This window comes from Flavobacterium ustbae, from assembly GCF_003946915.1.
In the GTDB taxonomy this organism is placed as follows: Bacteria; Bacteroidota; Bacteroidia; order Flavobacteriales; family Flavobacteriaceae; genus Flavobacterium; species Flavobacterium ustbae.
In genome coordinates this window covers 47,184-66,335 of record NZ_RPOC01000005.1, presented here as the reverse complement: position 1 = coordinate 66,335, position 19,152 = coordinate 47,184, and the positions used below count along the sequence as shown (strand labels likewise).

The following is a 19,152-nucleotide window of genomic DNA, read 5'->3' as shown; positions in this document are numbered from 1 at the left end:
GGTGATGTTTGGGCGATAGGGTAAGAGAATGGGGTATGGGGATGGGGTATGAGGTATGAGGTATGAGGTATGAGGTATGAGGTATGAGGTATGAGGTATGAGGTATGAGGTATGATGAATAGGGTATGAGGAAGAGGGTATAAGTATTGGTTTAGTTTTATTTTTTTTATTTTTTTTTTTGGAGCTGTTCCCGCTATCCGTTCCACACGAGCGATAGCGAACTTACGAAGTAATCTTTTGCGCCGAAAACCGCGCAAAAGGATTCCCGCTGCTATCGGGGCTAAAAGTTGTAACGGCTGCCATTTGTATTAATTGCATATTCTTCTTCCAGTCTTTTGTCTATTTTTTTGTTTTAGAAATATAAATTCAATTACTAATTACCGACACTATTAATAAGTATTCCAATAAAGCTTCATTTAATAAATTACTGGCGAAGAATGACTTAAATCGCTACAAGCTAGGAGGAGATTCAAATGGGTTAAAAAGAAATAATGACGGCTCCTTTGAAATTATTATACAGAAATGCGATGCCGAAAAACACAGATAACTGCTGCCGGCTCGAAATGGGGCATTTTATGTAATGTTGACAATGTACCAGCCAAAAGAAGAAGCGCTTAACGGAACTTATAAACTGTCTCAGCTTGTTAAAAAATAGGATGGACCGACAGCTATTTCTAAGTTTTTTTATATAAAAGCATAAATACTAAAAAGTAAATTCATTATTGATCTCATTTGTAGGTAAATCATACTCCTTAAATATTATGGAAGCAAAACAGATATTCACAGTTTTGATTGTATGTTTTCCTAGTTTGCAATGTAAGCAGCAGGAGGAAAAAATGATGCAAATTCATTGGAGGGCTGAAAAGTATTTTTCAGGTCGTGCATTTTAATTATACAACAGAGCAAATTTTAATTTATAAGGAATAAAATCCTGAATATTAGCAGGTTTCTATTTTAAAAATGGTATCCTTGAGCAATTAAATACATTAAAATGCAAGAAGGTACAGTAAAATTTTTCAATGAAGAAAAAGGATTCGGATTCATAACCCCTAATAATGGAGGAGCTGAAATTTTTGTTCACGCTTCAGGCCTGTCAGAAAACATCCGCCAGGACGACGCAGTTCGATATGATATCCAAGAAGGCCGCAAAGGTCCAAACGCAGTAGACGTAGTCGTAGCATAGCCATACTATCACAGTTAACTTGTAAAGCACCTTTAACCAGGTGCTTTATTATTTTATGGATATCGCTAAGATTGTTTTCAGTGATAAAAGGCTTAAAATTAAAGACGCCTTTTTTATATAATAACCATGCGGACCGCTAGAAAAAAGAGAGCAGCTTTACAACATACCAGAACGTGATCAATAAAATTGTCAGCTATTGGCAGTGCCGCAACAGCCCCTCGGCAATGTAATGATTATACCGCTGTATTATATTTTATCAGCCTGCAATATTTGATGCTCCCAAGGACAATGCTCGAGCCTTAAAAGATCTTTCCTGAAATCACTTTTATTTGTAATAATTAAATTAGTATAATGATTTTTCTAATAAACATATCTCTATGGAAACATGTAATTATGGGTCTGTTTTTTGTAAATTCATGGGAAGATATTTCAGGATAATTGTAAGATAAGTTTTATATTTAATAAAACATTTAAGTTATTAATTAAAAACATGGAGATCATGAAAAATGTAATTTTATCGTTGGCAGCAATGTTTGCTTTTGGAACAGCCTCCTCACAGGATACACCTAAGAAATTGACCGCCACTAAGACTCAGACCGATACTGTAGTGCATAAAAAAAGCACTAAAGGATTTAAGGGCGCATAGGCCCCTTCCAAAACTAGTGCTGAGAAAAATAGCATCGCAAAAACCACAACAACCAAAAAGTCAGCTTCCACTTCAAGAAGCAAAGACAGTGTAGGCACTCCAAGGCCTTAGTTGATTATTAATTCTTGAAAGAGCCTGTAATTTTCGGGCTCTTTTTTGTTTTACAGCCCGGGGAGTTCTTCCCGAGGTGAAAATCTCAATTATAAGACCAAAACGGGCAATATGCTAGACAGCCAATCCTTGAGTTTATTTAAAGTTCTGCCGTAAATCAATTATCGTTTGATTCGGCACATTAAGATTAACAAATCCTCGGCGCGGTCTGTCCAGATCCAGTGTAAAGAATACCACCAAGGATACCAGAAGACAGAATCCTATTTGTATGAGCCAGTCCACTCCGCCTTTACGGGCTTCGTTGTAAACGCTGTAGAAGGATGTTATGGCTGCCAGAAAAAAAAGCATTATTAAAATACTTTGAGGGACTTTTGCTTTCTCACCTGAAAGCCTAGTAGTAGCAACATCAATCATTGCATTTAGGGCGGGTATCATCTGCTGGGTCGCAGCGAGATGTGCAGGATGCTGTGAAAGCCCCGCTGCACGTTTCCATAATTTTGTGGCAATAACTTGGGAGAGGCTATCAGACTTTAAGACTGCATTTACATTGGCACTGGCTTGGTAATAGTCTATTCGGGTCTCGACATAATCTTGGAAATCACGACGGAAAGCTGCTCTAATGGTATCTGGATATAAGTCACTGCGCAATATTGCGGTGCCAATATCATTGGCTTCTTCAACCACAATTTGTCTTCTGGAATCATAACGGCTGCTGCTCATCCCATAGGTAAAGGCCAGCAGAAAAAAAAGCAGGGCGGTAAGAGAAGAAGCTTCGCCGGATCTGCCTTCGCCGGCTTTTTGCCGAAAATAATTTCCTGTAATTTTTCCCAGAAAACTGGCCAAAAGCATTGATGCAAATAAAAGCAGGGTAATAACCCAAGCGTCGGTATCTAGTAGTGTATCATTTTCCATATCATATTATGTTAAAGTCTGCAGAGAGTTTTTTTACATTTTGGTGATGATGAATTCGCTTCGGCGATTGATTTGATGCTGTGCTTCGGTGCAGGGAACTCCGTTGGAGCAGTTATTGATTAATTGGGTTTCGCCGTAACCAATGGCGCTTTCAATTCGTTCTGGTGCTACGCCTTGAGAAATTAGATAATCTCTCGTTGCTTTGGCTCTTCGGTCAGAGAGTTCTAAGTTGTATTGGTCGTCTGCGCGGGAATCGGTATGTGATTCTATTTTAATCACTACGGAGTTATACTGATGCATTAAGAGGACTACCTTATTTAATTCTATTGCAGCATCATAACGGATGTCAGATTTGTCTAAATCAAAGAAAATAATTCCGATTTTTATTTTTAAAAGTCCGTTTTCACGAACAATCAAGGCAGGATCTAAACCAATCGGAACTTCTGTTATTCCAGAGTAATTTGGCATTATAACGGACTTATTATTGCTGTTGAAATTGTCTTTTGAAACTTCAACTGTATAAGTCGAATTACAATTTAAAGTGCTGCCGAATTGATATTTTCCGTCAATCTGCGAAACCGTTTCTGCTATTTTTTCGCCATTTTGGTTTTTAAGAATCACTATAGCGCCTGCAATTTTGCTGTTGGAAATGGCATCAAAAACATAACCATTGATCGACTGGCTGCAAAAGCGCTCAAACGAATAAATATCATCGTCGCCTTTTCCTGTTTTTCTATTCGAACAGACAAAACCGCGATTGGTTTCTTCGTTTACAATAAAAGCAAAATCGTCGAGATTGCTGTTTAAAGGCGCTCCAAGATTGGAAGGAGAATCAAAATTGCCATCTGCTATACGGCTTTCAAAAACATCGAGTCCGCCCAGACCTAAAAATCCGTCAGAAGCAAAATACAAGGCTTGATCGGTAATGTACGGAAACATTTCACGTCCGGTTGTATTGACTTTTTCGCCCAAATTTCTAGGATTAGAAAATTGATTATTGCCTAGAATATCAACCACAAAAATATCGGTAGAACCAATAGTTCCCGGCATATCAGATACAAAATATAGTTTTTTGCCGTCTTTGCTTACTGTAGGCTGCCCAACTGAATAATTGTCGCTGTTGAAAGGAAGTTCTTTCACGTCTTTCCACGAAACGGTTCCATTATTGTTTTCTACCGCTGTAGCAGAGAAAATCTTGAGGTTATTAATTCCTTTGCTGTCGCGTTTTAATTTGCCGTTATAATTGTTTCTTGTAAAATAAATTGTTTTTTCGTCAGGCGAAAATGCCACGCAGGCCTCGTGATACTGTGTCGTAATATCTTTTCCGAATTTTTCTTTAAAAGTAACGTTAGACTGCGTTTCGCTAATTTTTCCCAATTGCATGTTGAGATAAGGCTGATCATTCCAACCGTATTTGCTTGTTTTCACATACGAAGAATCGATTGTTGTGGAGTAGACCAAATCTCCTTTGTAAAACATTGGCCCAAAATCAGAATATGCCGAATTGATTTCAAGATTTTCCAGTACAAATGAAGGTTTAATGTTCTCAATATCTTCAATTGTCACATTTTTGAGCGAATAATTCTGTGCTCGAACATCGGTAGTTTTTTGTTTAGCTGCAAAAGCTTTCATCCATTTTTTCGCCAATTCATAATTTTGAATTCCCTGCAATGACTGGGCGTAACGAAATAGATATTCTGGAGCCACTTCATTCGGATATTCGGCAATCAATTTTCCGTACCAATTGCTGGCTCTTCGCATTTGCGTATTAAAATAGTGCGCATCTCCAATACGCTGCAGTATTTCTCTGGAGTTGTCGCCGCTGTTTATAGACATTTCATACGATTTTGCGGCTTCGACATAATACATTTTGTCAAACAACGCATCTGCGGCCTTATTTTTGGTCTGCGAAAATGCCATCTGAATGATGAGCAGTACGAGTATAGTAATTCTTCTTTTCATAGACGGTCGTATTAAAAGAATCTTGGTGATTTTAGTCCTTTTTTGCGGTTAACCAATTCAAAACGAAGCACGATTTCGTGGGTTCCGCTGTTGTAGTTATTCAGCTGTGTCGTGGTGTAATCATAAGAATATCCAACCATAAACATGGGCAAAATCTGTATTCCTGCCAAAGCACTTACCGAATCTGAAGTTCGATAAGAAGCACCAAGCGTAAAAGCATTATTAAACATGAAATTGGCAGAGAAATCGGCAATTATTGGCGCTCCGGAAACATATTTAAACAAAACCGCCGGTTTGAATTTGGTATGCGCCGAAAGATCAAAAACAATTCCTCCAATCAGATAAACATGTATTCTTTGGTTAACAAGATCATCACTGATATCATCATAGGTATAGCGTTCCCTGGTCATGAAATTAGGAACCGAAAGTCCGATATAATCTCTTTCTCCATGCCAGTATAATCCGGCACCAACAACAGGAAGAAATTTATTGGTTATATTTTCTCTAAACTCGGCATCTGGGTCTCTGTAACTTCCTTTTGTCCAGTCAATATTGATGACGCGTCCGCCTCCTTTAATACCAAAAGAAAGTTTGTGCGTTTCTCCCGATTGAATCGTATAAGAGAAGTTGGCGTCGAGATATTGTTCTTCTGAAGGGCCAATTTCTTCATTGACGATCGAAATTCCTAACCCCAGATTTTTGGCGACTGGAGTGTCTAATGAAAAGCTCTGCGTGTCTGGCGCGCCTTCAATTCCGACCCACTGCGTTCTTATAAGTCCGGTAACGGTTAAATGGCCTAATGAACCGGCATAAGCTGAGTTTACGGTCATGGTATTATACATATACTGCGTGTACTGCGGATCTTGCTGTGCCATTGCTCCCGAAACCGAAAGCAATGTGATGATGGCGAAAACCTTTTTTATATTTTTAATCATAGCCAATTTGAATTTTGGTTAATCCTATTTCTTAATTTGTAGTGCCCTGCTGTTTTATTTTAGATAAAGCCATCCAGAGGTTTTTTTAGAACCGTCGCCTAAATCGAGAATATAGAAATAGGTGCCTTCAGGGAGTGTTTTGGCAGAGCCATCTGCTTTTCCGTCCCACGTATTGTCGTAACCTTTTTTATAGTAAACCAAATTACCCCAGCGGTTGAATATTTCGAGCTGATTGTCAGGATAACGTTCGATACAGTCAATGTAGAACGTATCGTTTTGTCCGTCATCGTTTGGCGAAAATTCATTATAAATCTTAAAGCAGTCTGCTTTTACGCTGGCGCTGTCTTGATTGTTGCTAGAATTGGTATCGATCTGATCCAGTTTGGTTAAAGTAGCGGTATTTACATAGTCGTTAAAATCTACCACTTTTACAATCAATGTTAGAGTTTGTGCAGAACCAGGATTAATAGAAGGTATGGACCAAATTCCTGTTGAAGCATTGTAGCTTCCTGATGTAACGGTTGCGCCTACAAATGAATATCCTTTTGGAAGAACATCTTGAACTTCAACATTTGTGGCTGTGAGACTGCCTAAATTATCTGCTGTAATAGTAAAAGTGACTTCGCTGTTCATCGGCACATCTGTTTTGTCGACAGTTTTATTGATGGCTACGTCAGTTGATGGAATATTAATGAATTCCGAATCTTCGTCGTCTTCACTCTGGTCTCCTTTATCGTTATTTGGAGTCGAATCAGGATCAAACTGATTGCTCGCGGTAACTTGCGCGATGTTTACATAATCGGTATGTTGCAGTCCGTGAGGATCTCCGACAACTGCTGAGTAGGTCAGGGTGATACCGCCAATAGGAACAGTTAAGCCAGTCCATTTGATGCTGCTCAGACTTAAAATACCGCCATTGCTGATGTTCGAAATGTTTTTGTAGCCAACAGGCATTACATCTTCAATACTCACGCCAGTTGCTTCTGCAGGGCCTTCATTGCCAATTTGAAGGGTGAAATTAACCGTTTCGCCAACATTCGCATTTTGATTATTGACTGTTTTGTTGAGACTTAAATCGGCTACGTTAACATTTATCGTAAGACTGTCATAATCATCTTCTGTAGTGACACCGTTGTTTGGCGTCGAATCTGGATCGGGCAGGTTACTGGCAGTGATTTCCGTAATATTGGTGTATTCTCCGCTTTGACCAGAAGGCGGATTTACACGAACGTATACTTGCAGAGTCTGTGTCGCGCCAGCATTTACAATTCCCGTATTCCAGTTTCCGTTAACAAAGTTGTAAATACCGCTTGTTGCCGTATAGGTAAGATAGGTAAATCCTTTTGGAAGCAGGTCTTTTACCATAACGCCGCTGGCATTTCCCGGACCATCATTGCTAACGGTTACTTCGAATATAATGTTGGCGCCAACATCAAAAGAAGTATTTCCGCTGAGTGTTCTTTTTTCGATAGACAAATCTGCCTGAACAATTACTGGTGTCACAGCAATACTGTCATAATCGTCTTCTGTCGATATGCCATTTCCAGGCGTACTGTCTGGATCATGCTGGTCAGATGTCATAATTTCTGCAATGTTTAAATATTCGTTTGCAGCACCTGTAGGCGTTTTTACAAATACATTTAACAATAATGTGTGACTGTTTCCAGGAAGAATAATTCCCGGAGTCCATTCGCCTGTAATTTGATTGTAACTTCCAGAAGTAGCATTATAGAATATATAATCATATCCTGGAGGCAGAACATCTTTGATCGTTACGCCTGTGGCAGCGCTCGGACCCGAATTTCGCACCGTAATAGAGAATGATATCGGTGCGCCTACATCTGGTGTCAGTATATTATTAACGACTTCTTTTTCTAAAGAAAGATCGGCAACAGCCACAACAGGAGTGAGCGTTTCAGAATCCATGTCGTCTTCGCCTGCAATTCCGTTGTGTGGCGTACTGTCTGGATCAGATTGGTCTGAAGAATATACTTCTGCTATATTTTGATAATTTCCTGTCGGATTTACAATTGCTGATACCAATAAGGTTTCCGAATCTCCGGCGAGAATAGTGCCGATATTCCATATTCCCGACGTATTGGCGTAATTTCCAGCGGTTGAGCTGTAAACCAAATAATCATAACCATTTGGCAGTAAATCCAGTATTTGCACTCCTGTTGCATTTTGTGGGCCATCATTTTTAACTGTAATTTCAAATGTTACTGTGGCGCCAAAAATCGGACTAAGATTACCGCCAACTAATTCTTTCGTTAGAGATAAATCGGCTTGAGAAGCAACTGGAACTGTTCCCACAGCCGAGTAATCGTCCTCAGTTGTGACACCATTATTTGGAGTCGAATCAGGATCAGGAAGCGTGCTAGCCGTTACTTCTGCAATATTGAGATAATTTCCTGTTCCGTTTGCAATAGCGGTCAACTGTAAGGTTTGAGAATCGCCGCTTATTAACGAACCAATTGTCCATTTACCGGTTGTACTGCTGTATGTTCCTTTTGTAGCGGAGAAACTGCTAAAAGTGTAGCCATTTGGAAGAAGATCTGTAACTTCTACACCAGCAGTATTTTCTGGCCCATCATTTTTAATGATAATTTCAAAAGTTACCGGAGTTCCAATTAAAGGCGTCGGATTATTGACTGTTTTAGTCAATGATAAATCAGCAGATTGAACTAAAGGATTGGTTGTTGCCGCATCATAATCATTTTCACCACTAATTCCATTACCTGTTGTAGAATTTGGATCTGGCAGGGCGCTAGACGTTACTTCAGCAATATTTTCATAGTTTCCTGTCGGATTTACTACTGCTGTAATTTGCAATACGTGGTTATCGCCATTAGCAAATGAACCGATATTCCAAATTCCTGTTGCTGGGTTGTAACTGCCTTTTGAAGTATTGTAGCTGCTAAAAGTATATCCAGAAGGCAGTAAGTCGGTTACGGTTACACCTGTTGTATTTTGAGGCCCGTAATTTTCAACTATAATTTCAAAAACAACTGTAGAACCGGTTAAAGGGGTTGGATTATTAACGGTTTTTGTTAAAGCCAAATCAGCAGATAATTGGTTTGGAACTGTAGTTGCTGATGCATAATCATTCTCTGTCGTAATTCCGTTATTTGGAGTAGAATTCGGATCAGGAAGATCGGCTGCTGTAACTTCGGCAGTATTCAAATAATCTCCAGAAGCATTTACAATTGCTGAAATCTGTAAAGTTTCTGAATTTGCATTTAATAAATTGCCTATTGTCCATACTCCCGTTATAGGATCATAAGTTCCTTTTGAAGTGGTAAATGACGAAAAAGTATATCCAGACGGCAGTAAATCGGTTACCGCAAGTCCAGTATTATCATTTGGGCCATTATTTGTAACTACAATTTCAAAATTAACAATCGATCCAACTAAAGGAGTTGCATTGTTTACTGTTTTAGTTAAAGAAAGATCTGAAGATTGTGCTATTGGAGTGGTTGAAACCGATGCGTAATCATTCTCTGTCGTAATTCCGTTATTTGGAGTAGAATTCGGGTCAGGAAGATTGCTGGCGGTCACTTCTGCCACATTCAGATAATCTCCACTTGCGTTTACCGTTGCTAGAATTTGCAGTGTTTCTGATTTTCCATTTTCTAAATTCCCTACAGCCCAAACTCCTGTGGTCGGATTGTATGTTCCAGTTGAAATCGTAAAGTTGGAGTAGGTGTAGCCAGAAGGCAGTAAATCGGTTACGGTTACTCCAGCTGTATCTTGCGGGCCATTATGAGTTACCACAACTTCAAAAGTAACTACAGAACCCACAATCGGTGTTGCATTATTAACGGTTTTGGTTAAAGATAAATCGGCATATTGCAATGTTGGCGCTGTTATAGCAGTTGCATAATCATCTTCGGTGGCAACTCCGTTATTTGGAGTAGAATTCGGGTCTGTAAGATCAGCGGCTGTTATTTCGGCAATATTCAAATAATCTCCTGTCGCGTTTACAGTTGCTGTAAGCTGTAAAGTTTCAGATTTTTGATTAACGATATTGGCAAGTGACCAAACTCCCGTTACAGGGTCGTAAGTTCCTGTTGAAATCGTAAAACTGTTGTAGGTGTATCCAGAAGGCAGTAAATCTGTCAATTCAACATTTGTATTGTCTTGCGGCCCGTTATTGGTGATAACAATTTCGAAAGTTACCTGAGAACCTACAAACGGAGTTGGATTGTCTACTTTTTTAGTCAATGATAAATCGGATGAAAGCGGAACTGGCGTTACGGCTGCGGTAGCATAATCGTCTTCTGTCGTCACTCCGTTGTTTGGTGTAGAATTTGGGTCAGGAAGATCGGCTGCTGTTATTTCAGCTATATTTAAATAATCCCCTGTTGCGTTTACGGTTGCTATTATTTGAAGAGCTTCCGTTTTTCCATTAGGGATAATACCGATATTCCATACCCCAGTCACAGGATTATAAATTCCAGTTGAAGCATTATATTCGCTGTACGTATATCCTGAAGGCAATAAATCTGTTACCAGAACTCCCGGATTATTCTGAGGGCCATTGTTGGTTACGGCAATTTCAAAAGTAACTCTAGAACCAACTAATGGAGTGGTGTTATTGACTGTTTTAGTTAATGATAAATCGGATGAAAGCGGAATAGGAGTGGTGCTGGCCTCAGCATAATCATCTTCTGACGTTACTCCGTTGTTTGGGGTCGAATCAGGGTCTGGTGTGTCACTGCTGGTTACTTCGACAGTGTTTGTGTAATTTCCGGTGGCATTTACTATTGCGTTAATCTGTAGGGTTTCAGACTCGCTGCTTTCGAGTATATCCAATGTCCAAAGTCCGGTTGTGCTGTCATAAGTTCCGCTTGTTGCATTAAAACTGCTGAAAGTGTAGCCAGCTGGCAGCAAATCGGTCACCTGAACCTGTGCAGCATCCTGCGGACCGCTGTTTGTTGCAATAATAGTAAAAGTTACTGTTGAGCCCGCTAAAGGAGTTGTGCTGCTCACGGTTTTAGTCAATGATAGATCTGCTGATGGCGGAACAGGCACTACAGCAGCGTTATCTTCATCGTCTTCGCTCTGATCTCCGTCATCATTGTTTGGTGTGCTGTCAGGATCAGGAAGATTACTTGCTGTTACTTGGGCTGTATTCAAATAATTCCCAGCTGGCAGTACTTTAACATCCAAGATAAGTGATTCTGAAACGCCGGCATCAACTGTGCCTACGCTCCAAATTCCCGAAGCACTGTCATACAAACCAGCGGAGGAACTATAATTTATGTACTGAAAGCCTGAAGGGAGCAAATCGGCTACTTGGACTCCTGCAGCATTATCAGGGCCATCATTTTTGATAATAAGCTCAAATGATACCTGGCTTCCTGCTATAGGACTCGTATTTCCTGCAACGACATTTTTTACTAAAGATAAGTCGGCAGAAGGTCCGATAAAGGTAATTTCGGCATCGTCCTGATCGTCTTCAGTTGGAATACTGTTATTTGGAGTACTGTCAGGATCGGGCAGATCGCTTGCCGTTATCTGAGCTGTATTTAGATAGCTACCTATAGGATTTACCACGGCGCTGAAGCTTAGATTTAAATTGGCGCCGCTGCTTAGAACCAAATTCTCCCAGTTAATTGAGGAATTTGCGGCTTGATAGGTTCCTCCGTTTGACACCGAACCGGGCACCAAAGTATAACCAGCAGGAACAATATCCTGCACATTCACTCCTGTTGCATTTCCAGGCCCTATATTTACAACATTTATTGTAAAATCTACCTGCTGTCCTGCTGCTGCAGAAGCAGGAGTTACCGTTTTTGCAAGTTCCAAGTCGGCTGAATTCAGGACAACATTGGCACTGGCAATATCGTCTTCTGGAAGGCCATTGCCGGGTGTACTGTCTGGATCTTTTTGTTTTGCTGTCTGTATTTCGGCGGTATTGATATAATTGGCTGCAGAAGCAGTGTTGACTTTAGCGGTAATCTGTAATGTTAGAGCGTTTCCATTATTTAAACTGCCGACATTCCAGATGCCTGTAGCATTGTTATATTTTCCTGCTCCATTATCGCTTACGTAGGCATATCCTGGAGGAAGGTGGTCTGAAACAGTAATTTCTGAAGCATTATTCGGCCCGCTGTTGGTAACTCTGATTGTAAATATCACGTTGTCATTTATGCTTACAGCGGCTGGCGAAACTGTTTTTTGAAGAGATAAATCAGCCAGATCCAGTGTAATAGCAGCATCATCCTGATCATCTTCTGTGAGAATATTATTATTAGGCGTGCTGTCCGGGTCAAATTGATTAGAAGCAATAATTTCTGCACTATTTAAGTAAGATCCTGCCGATTTGATTACAGCCTGAAATGAAAGGGTGATTCTGCTGCCAGCAGGAATCGCAAGGCTGCTCCAGGTAACAGTATTGTCGCCAATATTATACTGTCCCGCAAAATTAACTGAACCTGGCACAATTGTATATCCCGATGGGATATAGTCTCTTACAGAAACCCCTGTTGCAGTCACAGTTCCGCCTGAGGAGTTGTTATTAAATACCTGAATATTGAAGGTGGCTGTATCTCCAGAACTTCCGCTGACAGGAACAACTGATTTTGCCAGCTCTAGATCGGCAACTGAAAGAATTGTCAGATTCATAGTATCTGAAGAAGCTGCGCAATTGCCATTGCTTACAGTCCATTGCAGCACATAATTTCCAGCAACTGTTCCAGTAACAGCTGTTGTTTCAGATGATGCATCTGTAAATCCTACAATACTCGGTCCTGAAACCTGAGTCCAAACTCCTGTGCCAGCCGCGGGAGCGGCTGCATTGAGGTTTACGGGAGAAAATTGCGGAATTATTTGGTTTGGTCCTGCATCTGCAGTTGATGGCAAATCGTAAATAGTAATGATTACTGTATCTTCAGAGGAGCATCCTGTTGTTGCAATTGTCCAGCTGAATTCATAAGTGCCCGCCACTAATCCTAAAATTAATGAATTTGGATTGTTTGGCGATGCTATTGTCGCTGCCGGCCCGGAAATTTGAGCCCATGTTCCTGTGCCAATGACTGGAGCATTAGCTGCCATAGTCACTGAAGCGGCATCACATAACTCCTGATCAGGCCCAGCGCTTGCTGCGGTTGGAGGATCGTCATTGAAGGTGATATTAACAGTGTCTGATGAGGGCTGACATAATGATGGGCTGGTAAAAGGTCCATTTGAAACTGTCCATGTCAGTGTATATGTTCCCAAAACCGTAACATTTGAAAGCGTTGTCGCTGGGCTGTTAGGGCTGTCTATTACTGCTGCAGCTCCTGGAGGCTGACTGGTGATCGACCAAGTTCCAATGCCGACAGCTGGAGGCACAGCAGCTGTCTGATAAGTAGTTTGGCAGGCTGCAGCATCATCTGATCCAGCATTTGCGGCACTAGGCGCCGCATTCATTACTATTCTTACAATATCTGACAATGTTCTGCATGACGGGCTTTCAAAAACCCATTCCAAAATATATAAGCCGGGAACTGTTAAGTTCGAAACGGTTGTTGAAGCAGCAGAGGGATTGTCTATTACTGCGACGCTTCCGGGAGGCTGAAATGCAAAACGCCATTCAGAAACCGAAACATCAGGCGGCGGAGCATTTCCCTGCAAAGCAGCGACTCCGCCGACATCAGAAATACACAATGTCTGGTCGGGACCTGCATCGGGCGGTATGCTCGCCCCGCTGAAGATTTCGACATTAACAGAATCTGATGATCCATTGCAGACAGACCCGTCAGGGAAAGTAGTTGAAGCAGTTGTGTAAGTAAAGACATAGCTGTTTCCTGGAACCACAGTTGCATTGGCAATATAGCTGTCAGCAGGAGATTGAGTTATGCTGACGGCTGCAGGATTTCCTGATGTGCTGGTAAGGGTCCAGGTTCCCGTTGAATTTTCATTTCCTTTAAGCTGAATGCTTGTAACGTCGCAATAACTTTGATCACTTCCGGCATTTGCAGCCGGTGTGACTACTACAACCGCATCATCGAATGTGCCCTGGCATAAGAAAATGCTTTTTGCAGTTATTGTCCATCTAAAAGTATAAGTTCCGGCTACAAGTCCGTTAATCACGGTATTAGGATTGGCAGGGTCAACAATATTAGGCTGATTTGGCGCGCCGGTTAGAACCGACCATTGGCCAGTCTCAAAAAAGCTGTCATAAGTGCTTGCGGCCATTGTAACGCTGGTGTTATTGCAGATATTTTGATCAGGTCCGGCAACGGCCTGGTGGGGCGGAATGCCAATGGTTAAATTTATGTCATCAAAAGCTTCACCGCATACATCAGCATTTACTGTCCACCTGAAAATATAATAACCGCTGCTGGTGAAGGTAAAAACTGCATTTGGATCGTGTATATCACTTATAGTATAACCGCCCAAACCTGAAATTCTTGTCCAGGTTCCCATTGCTCCGCTGCTGGCTGCAGCAGCCATTGTAATTGCTGATCCGCAAATTTCCTGATCAGGGCCGGCGTCCGCCGCCGGCGGCGTATCTGCAATAGTTACAGTGACGCTGCTCTGGTTGGGCAGGCACAGTCTGAGTCTGTTTTCGATAGACCATGTAAAGGTGTAGGTTCCGCTGGCGGTAACAATAACCTGCGTGTTCGGATCTGCAGGATTTACGATTGTTACCCCGGAGGAAGGCACTACGGTCCAGGTTCCGAAATCCTGAGGCTGGGTTGTATTGCCGTTGAGGTTAAATGAAGTTGTTCCATTGGGATAACAGGCATCAGGTCCAGCATCTGAAGGGGTCGGTGCATTTCTATCATTTGTAATAATCTGCACAGTGTCGGAAACAGGGGCGCTGCAGGAGGGACCCGGATGAAGATAAGAGATAGTCCACTGCAGTTCATACGCTGCTGTTGAGACAGCAAATCCTTCTGCCGTGGCATTAGGATCATTAATATTGGAAAATGTTATTGCGCTCGGACCGGAAATCTGGCTCCATGTGCCGATCTCACCGCTTAAAGCCTGCGTGGCGGCCAAGGGTACTTGCGAGCCTGTACAGACAATCTGGTCAGGTCCTGCATTTGTTGTTCCCAGTGTACTGCCAGATACATATATGGTAACGGTAGAAACCGAAAAGCCGCAGGTTGCCCCGCCCCCTTTTGTGATATATTGAAAGACATAAGTTCCCGGTACCAGCCCTGTGACTTGTGTGTTTATAGCAAAACTATCGGTAATTACAGCATCATTCGGACCGCTGAGCTGGCTCCAGAAATGCATGCCGTCCTCTGTGGCGACCCCTGAAAGTATGGTGCTGGTATCGCCGCAGGGAAGGCTGACATCAGACCCTGCATTTGAAGGTGTAGGTTCCCCGGAAACCAGAATGTTTAAAGTATCAAAACCATAACCGCATCCAACAGGAAGAGATCCGTTCTGGCTTCTTATAAATTCAACTGTGTAATTTCCTGGTTCGGTAAGTGTAAGGGTGAGTGAATTTCCAACGTTCTGAAGGGCAGTAGGAAAGGGTCCGAGCGGTGAATTATCCGGGCCTGCCACAATTCTGTACTGGTTTACTCCGGTTCCCGTTACCGTAAGGGGAATTGTAAAGACTGTCGCATCACAGCTCCCGACCATATCATTGCCATTATTGGCGGCAATGGTTCTTGTAGGTCCATTGTACTGAATATTGTAATCTTTAGTAAATACGCAGCCCGTATTGGCATTGGTAAGCGTATATCTAAACTTGTACGGGTCTCCTGAATCTGAAATATTAGTGACCAGAGTAGTGGGATTTGCCGGTGAAACAATCACAGCACCGCTGTCGCCCGATATTTGCGTCCATTGAACCGTTTCACCGGCATATAATGGGGTTTGAGCTGCTAAAGTAACTTGAGTAATGGTATTGTCGCAAAAGAAAATATCTTCGTCGCCGCCAGGAAGCGTTGTTACATCCTGCGTCGCAGCGGGAACAATAATGTTAACGGTGTCATTGCCCGAGGCGCAGGGGCCTGTTACGGTCCATCTGAAAGTGTAAGTTCCCTGTACAAGATTTGATACTTGCGTATTATTGGAACCAGGACTGCTTATAGCCGGCGTATTGGGACCGCTGACAAATGTCCATTGCCCATTTTGCCCGTTTAGGCCGCATCCTCCGTAAGTTGCGCTTAAGTTTGCGCTTTGCGTCGTGGTGTAGCAGTTGCTCAGTGTCTGGTCCGGTCCGGCAGAAACTGGCGTAACGCCTCCGTAGTTTGTAACTGTTATCTGCGAGGTGGTCCTGCAGCGCTGCCCTGGCGCAAATTCAGGGCCTTCTATAACCCATTGAAGGGTTGAAACGCCGCAGCTTGCTGCCGGTAATGCTATTGTTGAGGTTGGCAGATTCGGAAAATCAATTGCAACACCCGCATTGTTAGCACCAACTATTTCCCAATATCCGGTCTCTCCAGCATTTTGCGGGCTATTGGCCGAAATTGTTAAATTGCCGGAGGTGTTCGGACAGCTTGCAATATTTCCCCCTGCATCTGCAATAGTTATAGGCTGTACGTTGACCACTTTGTCCTGATAGGCCGCAATCCCGTCGCCGCAGGTTGCGCTGTATCTAAAGATATAAGTGTTTCCTCCAGTGTATCCTGTTACTGCTGTACTTGTACTGTTTGGGGAGGCTATAACCACGGCGGGTCCCGATATCTGTGTCCAGGAAACGTTTCCAATAATTGGAGATGGATTATTTCCGGTGAGAACCAAAGCGTCAGTTTCACAGATAGTAACGTTGAGCACTCCTGCGTTTACAGTACAGTTTTGTGCTGCCAGCTTATTTGCAGCGCTGAGCAGAACAATTAAAATTAGGACATGTTTCTTAAAAAAAAAGCGGATGGGTAAAGAATTATTCATAGGCAGTAAAATAAATTCTATAGCTGAAAATTTGAGAAATAAGAAGTGGCGATTTTTGATAAGGTATGCTTAATTTGAAAAAAGCTTCTCAAAATTACGCCAAAAAAAGCTCCGTTTTTTTTTAAAGATGTTGCAGATTATAATTTGAAACATATAAAAATCGCATGAGAATCAGGTCTTTTTGATTTTTTGTGCCTGTTAGTTGTTTTTGAAGATTTAAGTGTGTAATGATTTGTTTTTTAAGTATTTATGTGTTTTTTTATTGATGATCTTTCATGTTTTGATGCAGCTTTTAAATTATAAAATGGTTGCAGATTATAATCTGCAACCGTTTAATGCGGCAATAATCTGCCAAGCTTTAGAAGAATATTTAAATTTGATTGACTTGCTTTTCGAGCTATGCTCTAGGGACTAAATGGAATCCCTTAAGCCAAAACAATTCACCATTATTTAATTCTGATTTTAATAAGTCAATAAAAGGAAGATAATGCAATTAAAAAAATTAATTTAAACCTAAGATTATGGAAAAGAGAATTTTACAGATTATTTTTACCGGCCTGATGGTCTTTACCTTTATCGGATCTGCATTCAGCCAGACTAAAAAGAAGCCCAATATCATAATGCTAATCTCTGATGACACCGGATGGGGAGATCTAGGAGTATTTGGAGGCGGCGAGTCCAGGGGGATGCCGACCCCTAATCTTGATAAAATGGCCAAGGAAGGGATGCAGTTCTGGGAGTTTTACGGACAGCCAAGCTGCACGCCGGGAAGGGCAGCAATGATCACCGGACGTATACCAAACCGAAGCGGAATGACTACCGTGGCATTTCAGGGGCAGGGGGGAGGACTTCCAGCGGGAGAATGGACACTGGCTTCTGTTTTAAAGAAAGCAAATTATAAAACTTATTTTTCAGGAAAATGGCATTTAGGCGAAGCTGATTATGCTATGCCCACCGCTCACGGATTTGATATTATGCAGAACGTGGTACTGTATCATTTAAATGCTTACACCTATGCTTTTCCGTCATGGAATCCGGATATGACACCAGAGATGCTTAGTTTTTTCAAAAAGGTAACTACCGGCGTGTTGGAAGGTGAAGCAGGAGGAAAAGTACGAGAGGTTTCTAAAGTGACAGAAGAAAACATTGCCGAACTTGATATGATGATGACTGACAATGTCTTAAAGCAGCTTGACACATACGCAAATGGAGGCAGCCCTTTTTTTATGTGTGTAAACTTTGCCAAGAACCATCAGCCTAACCTGCCATCCAAACAATTTAAGGGAAAATCGCCTGGAGCCAGCAAATATGCAGACTGCGTGATGGAGATGGATTATAATGTAGGGCGCGTGATGGATGAAATTAAAAGGCTGGGTATTGCTGACAATACAATTGTGATCTATACCGTTGACAATGGGGCATGGCAGGATGTTCATCCAGATGCAGGCTATACACCATTCAGGGGATCGAAAGGGACCGACAGGGAAGGGGGAAGCAGGGTGCCTGCTATAGCATGGTGGCCTGGACAGATAGAGCCAGGAAGCCAGAATCATAACATAGTTGGGGGATTAGATCTGATGGCAACTTTTGCGGGTCTTGCAGGAGTTGAGCTGCCTAAAAATGACCGTGAGGGCAAACCGATGGTTTTCGACAGCTATGATATGGCAAATGTGCTGTTCAAGAAAGGAAAGCCGCTTCGCAATACGTGGTTTTACTTTACCGAATCAGAACTTTCGCCAGGTGCAGTAAGGGTCAGCCACTTTAAGGCAGTGTACAATACAAGAGGAGACAATGGAGCTCAGGCGGGAAGTGATGCGCCGGGACAGCAGCTTGGATGGAGAGGGGATGAAACTTATGTTGCGACTGTTCCGGCCATTTATGATCTATGGCAGGATCCGCAGGAACGATATGACCTGTTCATGAACAGTTTTACCGAAAAAACTTGGACGCTGCCGGTCTTTAATAAAGCCATCCAGGATCTCATTAAAACTTATGTGCAGTATCCGCCGCGACAGATGCAGGGAGAGGTCTATACGGGAAGTGAAAGCATTTCGAGATTTAGAAATATTCAGGAAGCCAAGAAAATGCTCGACGAGAAAGGAATGAAGCTGCCTGAGGATATAAAGTATTAGTTTTTAGTAATTTAAATAATAAAATAAGGCAGGTTAAAAACTGCCTTATTTATAAATGCTAATATTGGGGCATTGTTCCAGTAATGTTTTCAGCAGATAGCAAATCGCCAAAACTTTTGGCTGTGTTAATGCGCCAGCTGGCATTTCCAGTTATATTTTATAATTTTTAAATATAGATATATGTCGCTTCCTAAAGATTTACAGAATGAAAAGTTTGCCCAGTATATGGAATCGATTACGGTATTTTATCTGGCAGATGACCGTTTTAAAATGATCTGTGATGAATACTGCAGCATTAAGGAGAATGTCAGGAAAATTAAGAAGAAGATCGATGAGGATTTCAGCAGCAGGGTGGAAAATGAAAATTTATCGGCAGAGCTGGAGGAGGAAATCTTAATTTATATACTCAACAGAATGGAATGAAAACTT

9 protein-coding genes are annotated in these 19,152 nt (G+C 41.8%); 5 read left to right on the top strand and 4 right to left on the bottom strand.

The genetic code is table 11. The features are described from left to right. The first annotated feature begins 364 nt into the window (after positions 1 to 364). From EG814_RS21340 to EG814_RS21000, 3 genes are all read left to right on the top strand, one after another. Complete coding sequence (locus EG814_RS21340; protein WP_125721378.1) at positions 365 to 547, top strand: DUF1214 domain-containing protein; 183 nt, start codon at positions 365 to 367, stop codon at positions 545 to 547. A gap of 444 nt (positions 548 to 991) precedes the next feature. Continuing rightward, positions 992 to 1,183 carry a cold-shock protein gene (locus EG814_RS08925; RefSeq protein ID WP_125721035.1) on the top strand — a complete coding sequence of 64 codons (192 nt, stop codon included), beginning with the start codon at positions 992 to 994 and terminating at the stop codon, positions 1,181 to 1,183. Between the two features lie 499 nt (positions 1,184 to 1,682). Next, positions 1,683 to 1,829: a hypothetical protein gene (locus tag EG814_RS21000; protein WP_164515298.1), complete on the top strand. Its 147-nt coding sequence runs from the start codon at positions 1,683 to 1,685 to the stop codon at positions 1,827 to 1,829. 246 nt (positions 1,830 to 2,075) lie between these two features. On the opposite strand, the gene EG814_RS08920 is transcribed toward EG814_RS21000, so the two are convergent. The 4 genes from EG814_RS08920 to EG814_RS08905 are packed head-to-tail and all read right to left on the bottom strand — an operon-like array spanning position 2,076 to position 16,591. Then, positions 2,076 to 2,852 (bottom strand): bestrophin-like domain, encoded by a 777-nt coding sequence (locus EG814_RS08920; RefSeq protein ID WP_125721033.1) that lies wholly within the window; start codon positions 2,850 to 2,852, stop codon positions 2,076 to 2,078. A 33-nt stretch (positions 2,853 to 2,885) separates the two neighbouring features. Next, positions 2,886 to 4,814 (bottom strand): OmpA family protein, encoded by a 1,929-nt coding sequence (locus tag EG814_RS08915; RefSeq protein ID WP_125721031.1) that lies wholly within the window; start codon positions 4,812 to 4,814, stop codon positions 2,886 to 2,888. An 11-nt stretch (positions 4,815 to 4,825) separates the two neighbouring features. Continuing rightward, entirely contained in the window at positions 4,826 to 5,749 is a 924-nt protein-coding gene (locus EG814_RS08910; protein ID WP_125721029.1) for a PorP/SprF family type IX secretion system membrane protein, read from the bottom strand. A 54-nt stretch (positions 5,750 to 5,803) separates the two neighbouring features. Beyond that, positions 5,804 to 16,591 (bottom strand): PKD domain-containing protein, encoded by a 10,788-nt coding sequence (locus EG814_RS08905; protein WP_125721027.1) that lies wholly within the window; start codon positions 16,589 to 16,591, stop codon positions 5,804 to 5,806. 521 nt (positions 16,592 to 17,112) lie between these two features. On the opposite strand from EG814_RS08905, the gene EG814_RS08900 reads away from it, so the two are divergent. After that, the gene (locus EG814_RS08900; RefSeq protein ID WP_125721025.1) at positions 17,113 to 18,723 is read left to right on the top strand and encodes an arylsulfatase; all 1,611 of its coding nucleotides are present in this window, start codon (positions 17,113 to 17,115) and stop codon (positions 18,721 to 18,723) included. Positions 18,724 to 18,903: 180 nt separating this feature from the next. Further along, the gene (locus tag EG814_RS08895) at positions 18,904 to 19,146 is read left to right on the top strand and encodes a hypothetical protein (protein WP_125721023.1); all 243 of its coding nucleotides are present in this window, start codon (positions 18,904 to 18,906) and stop codon (positions 19,144 to 19,146) included. Positions 19,147 to 19,152: the final 6 nt, after the last annotated feature.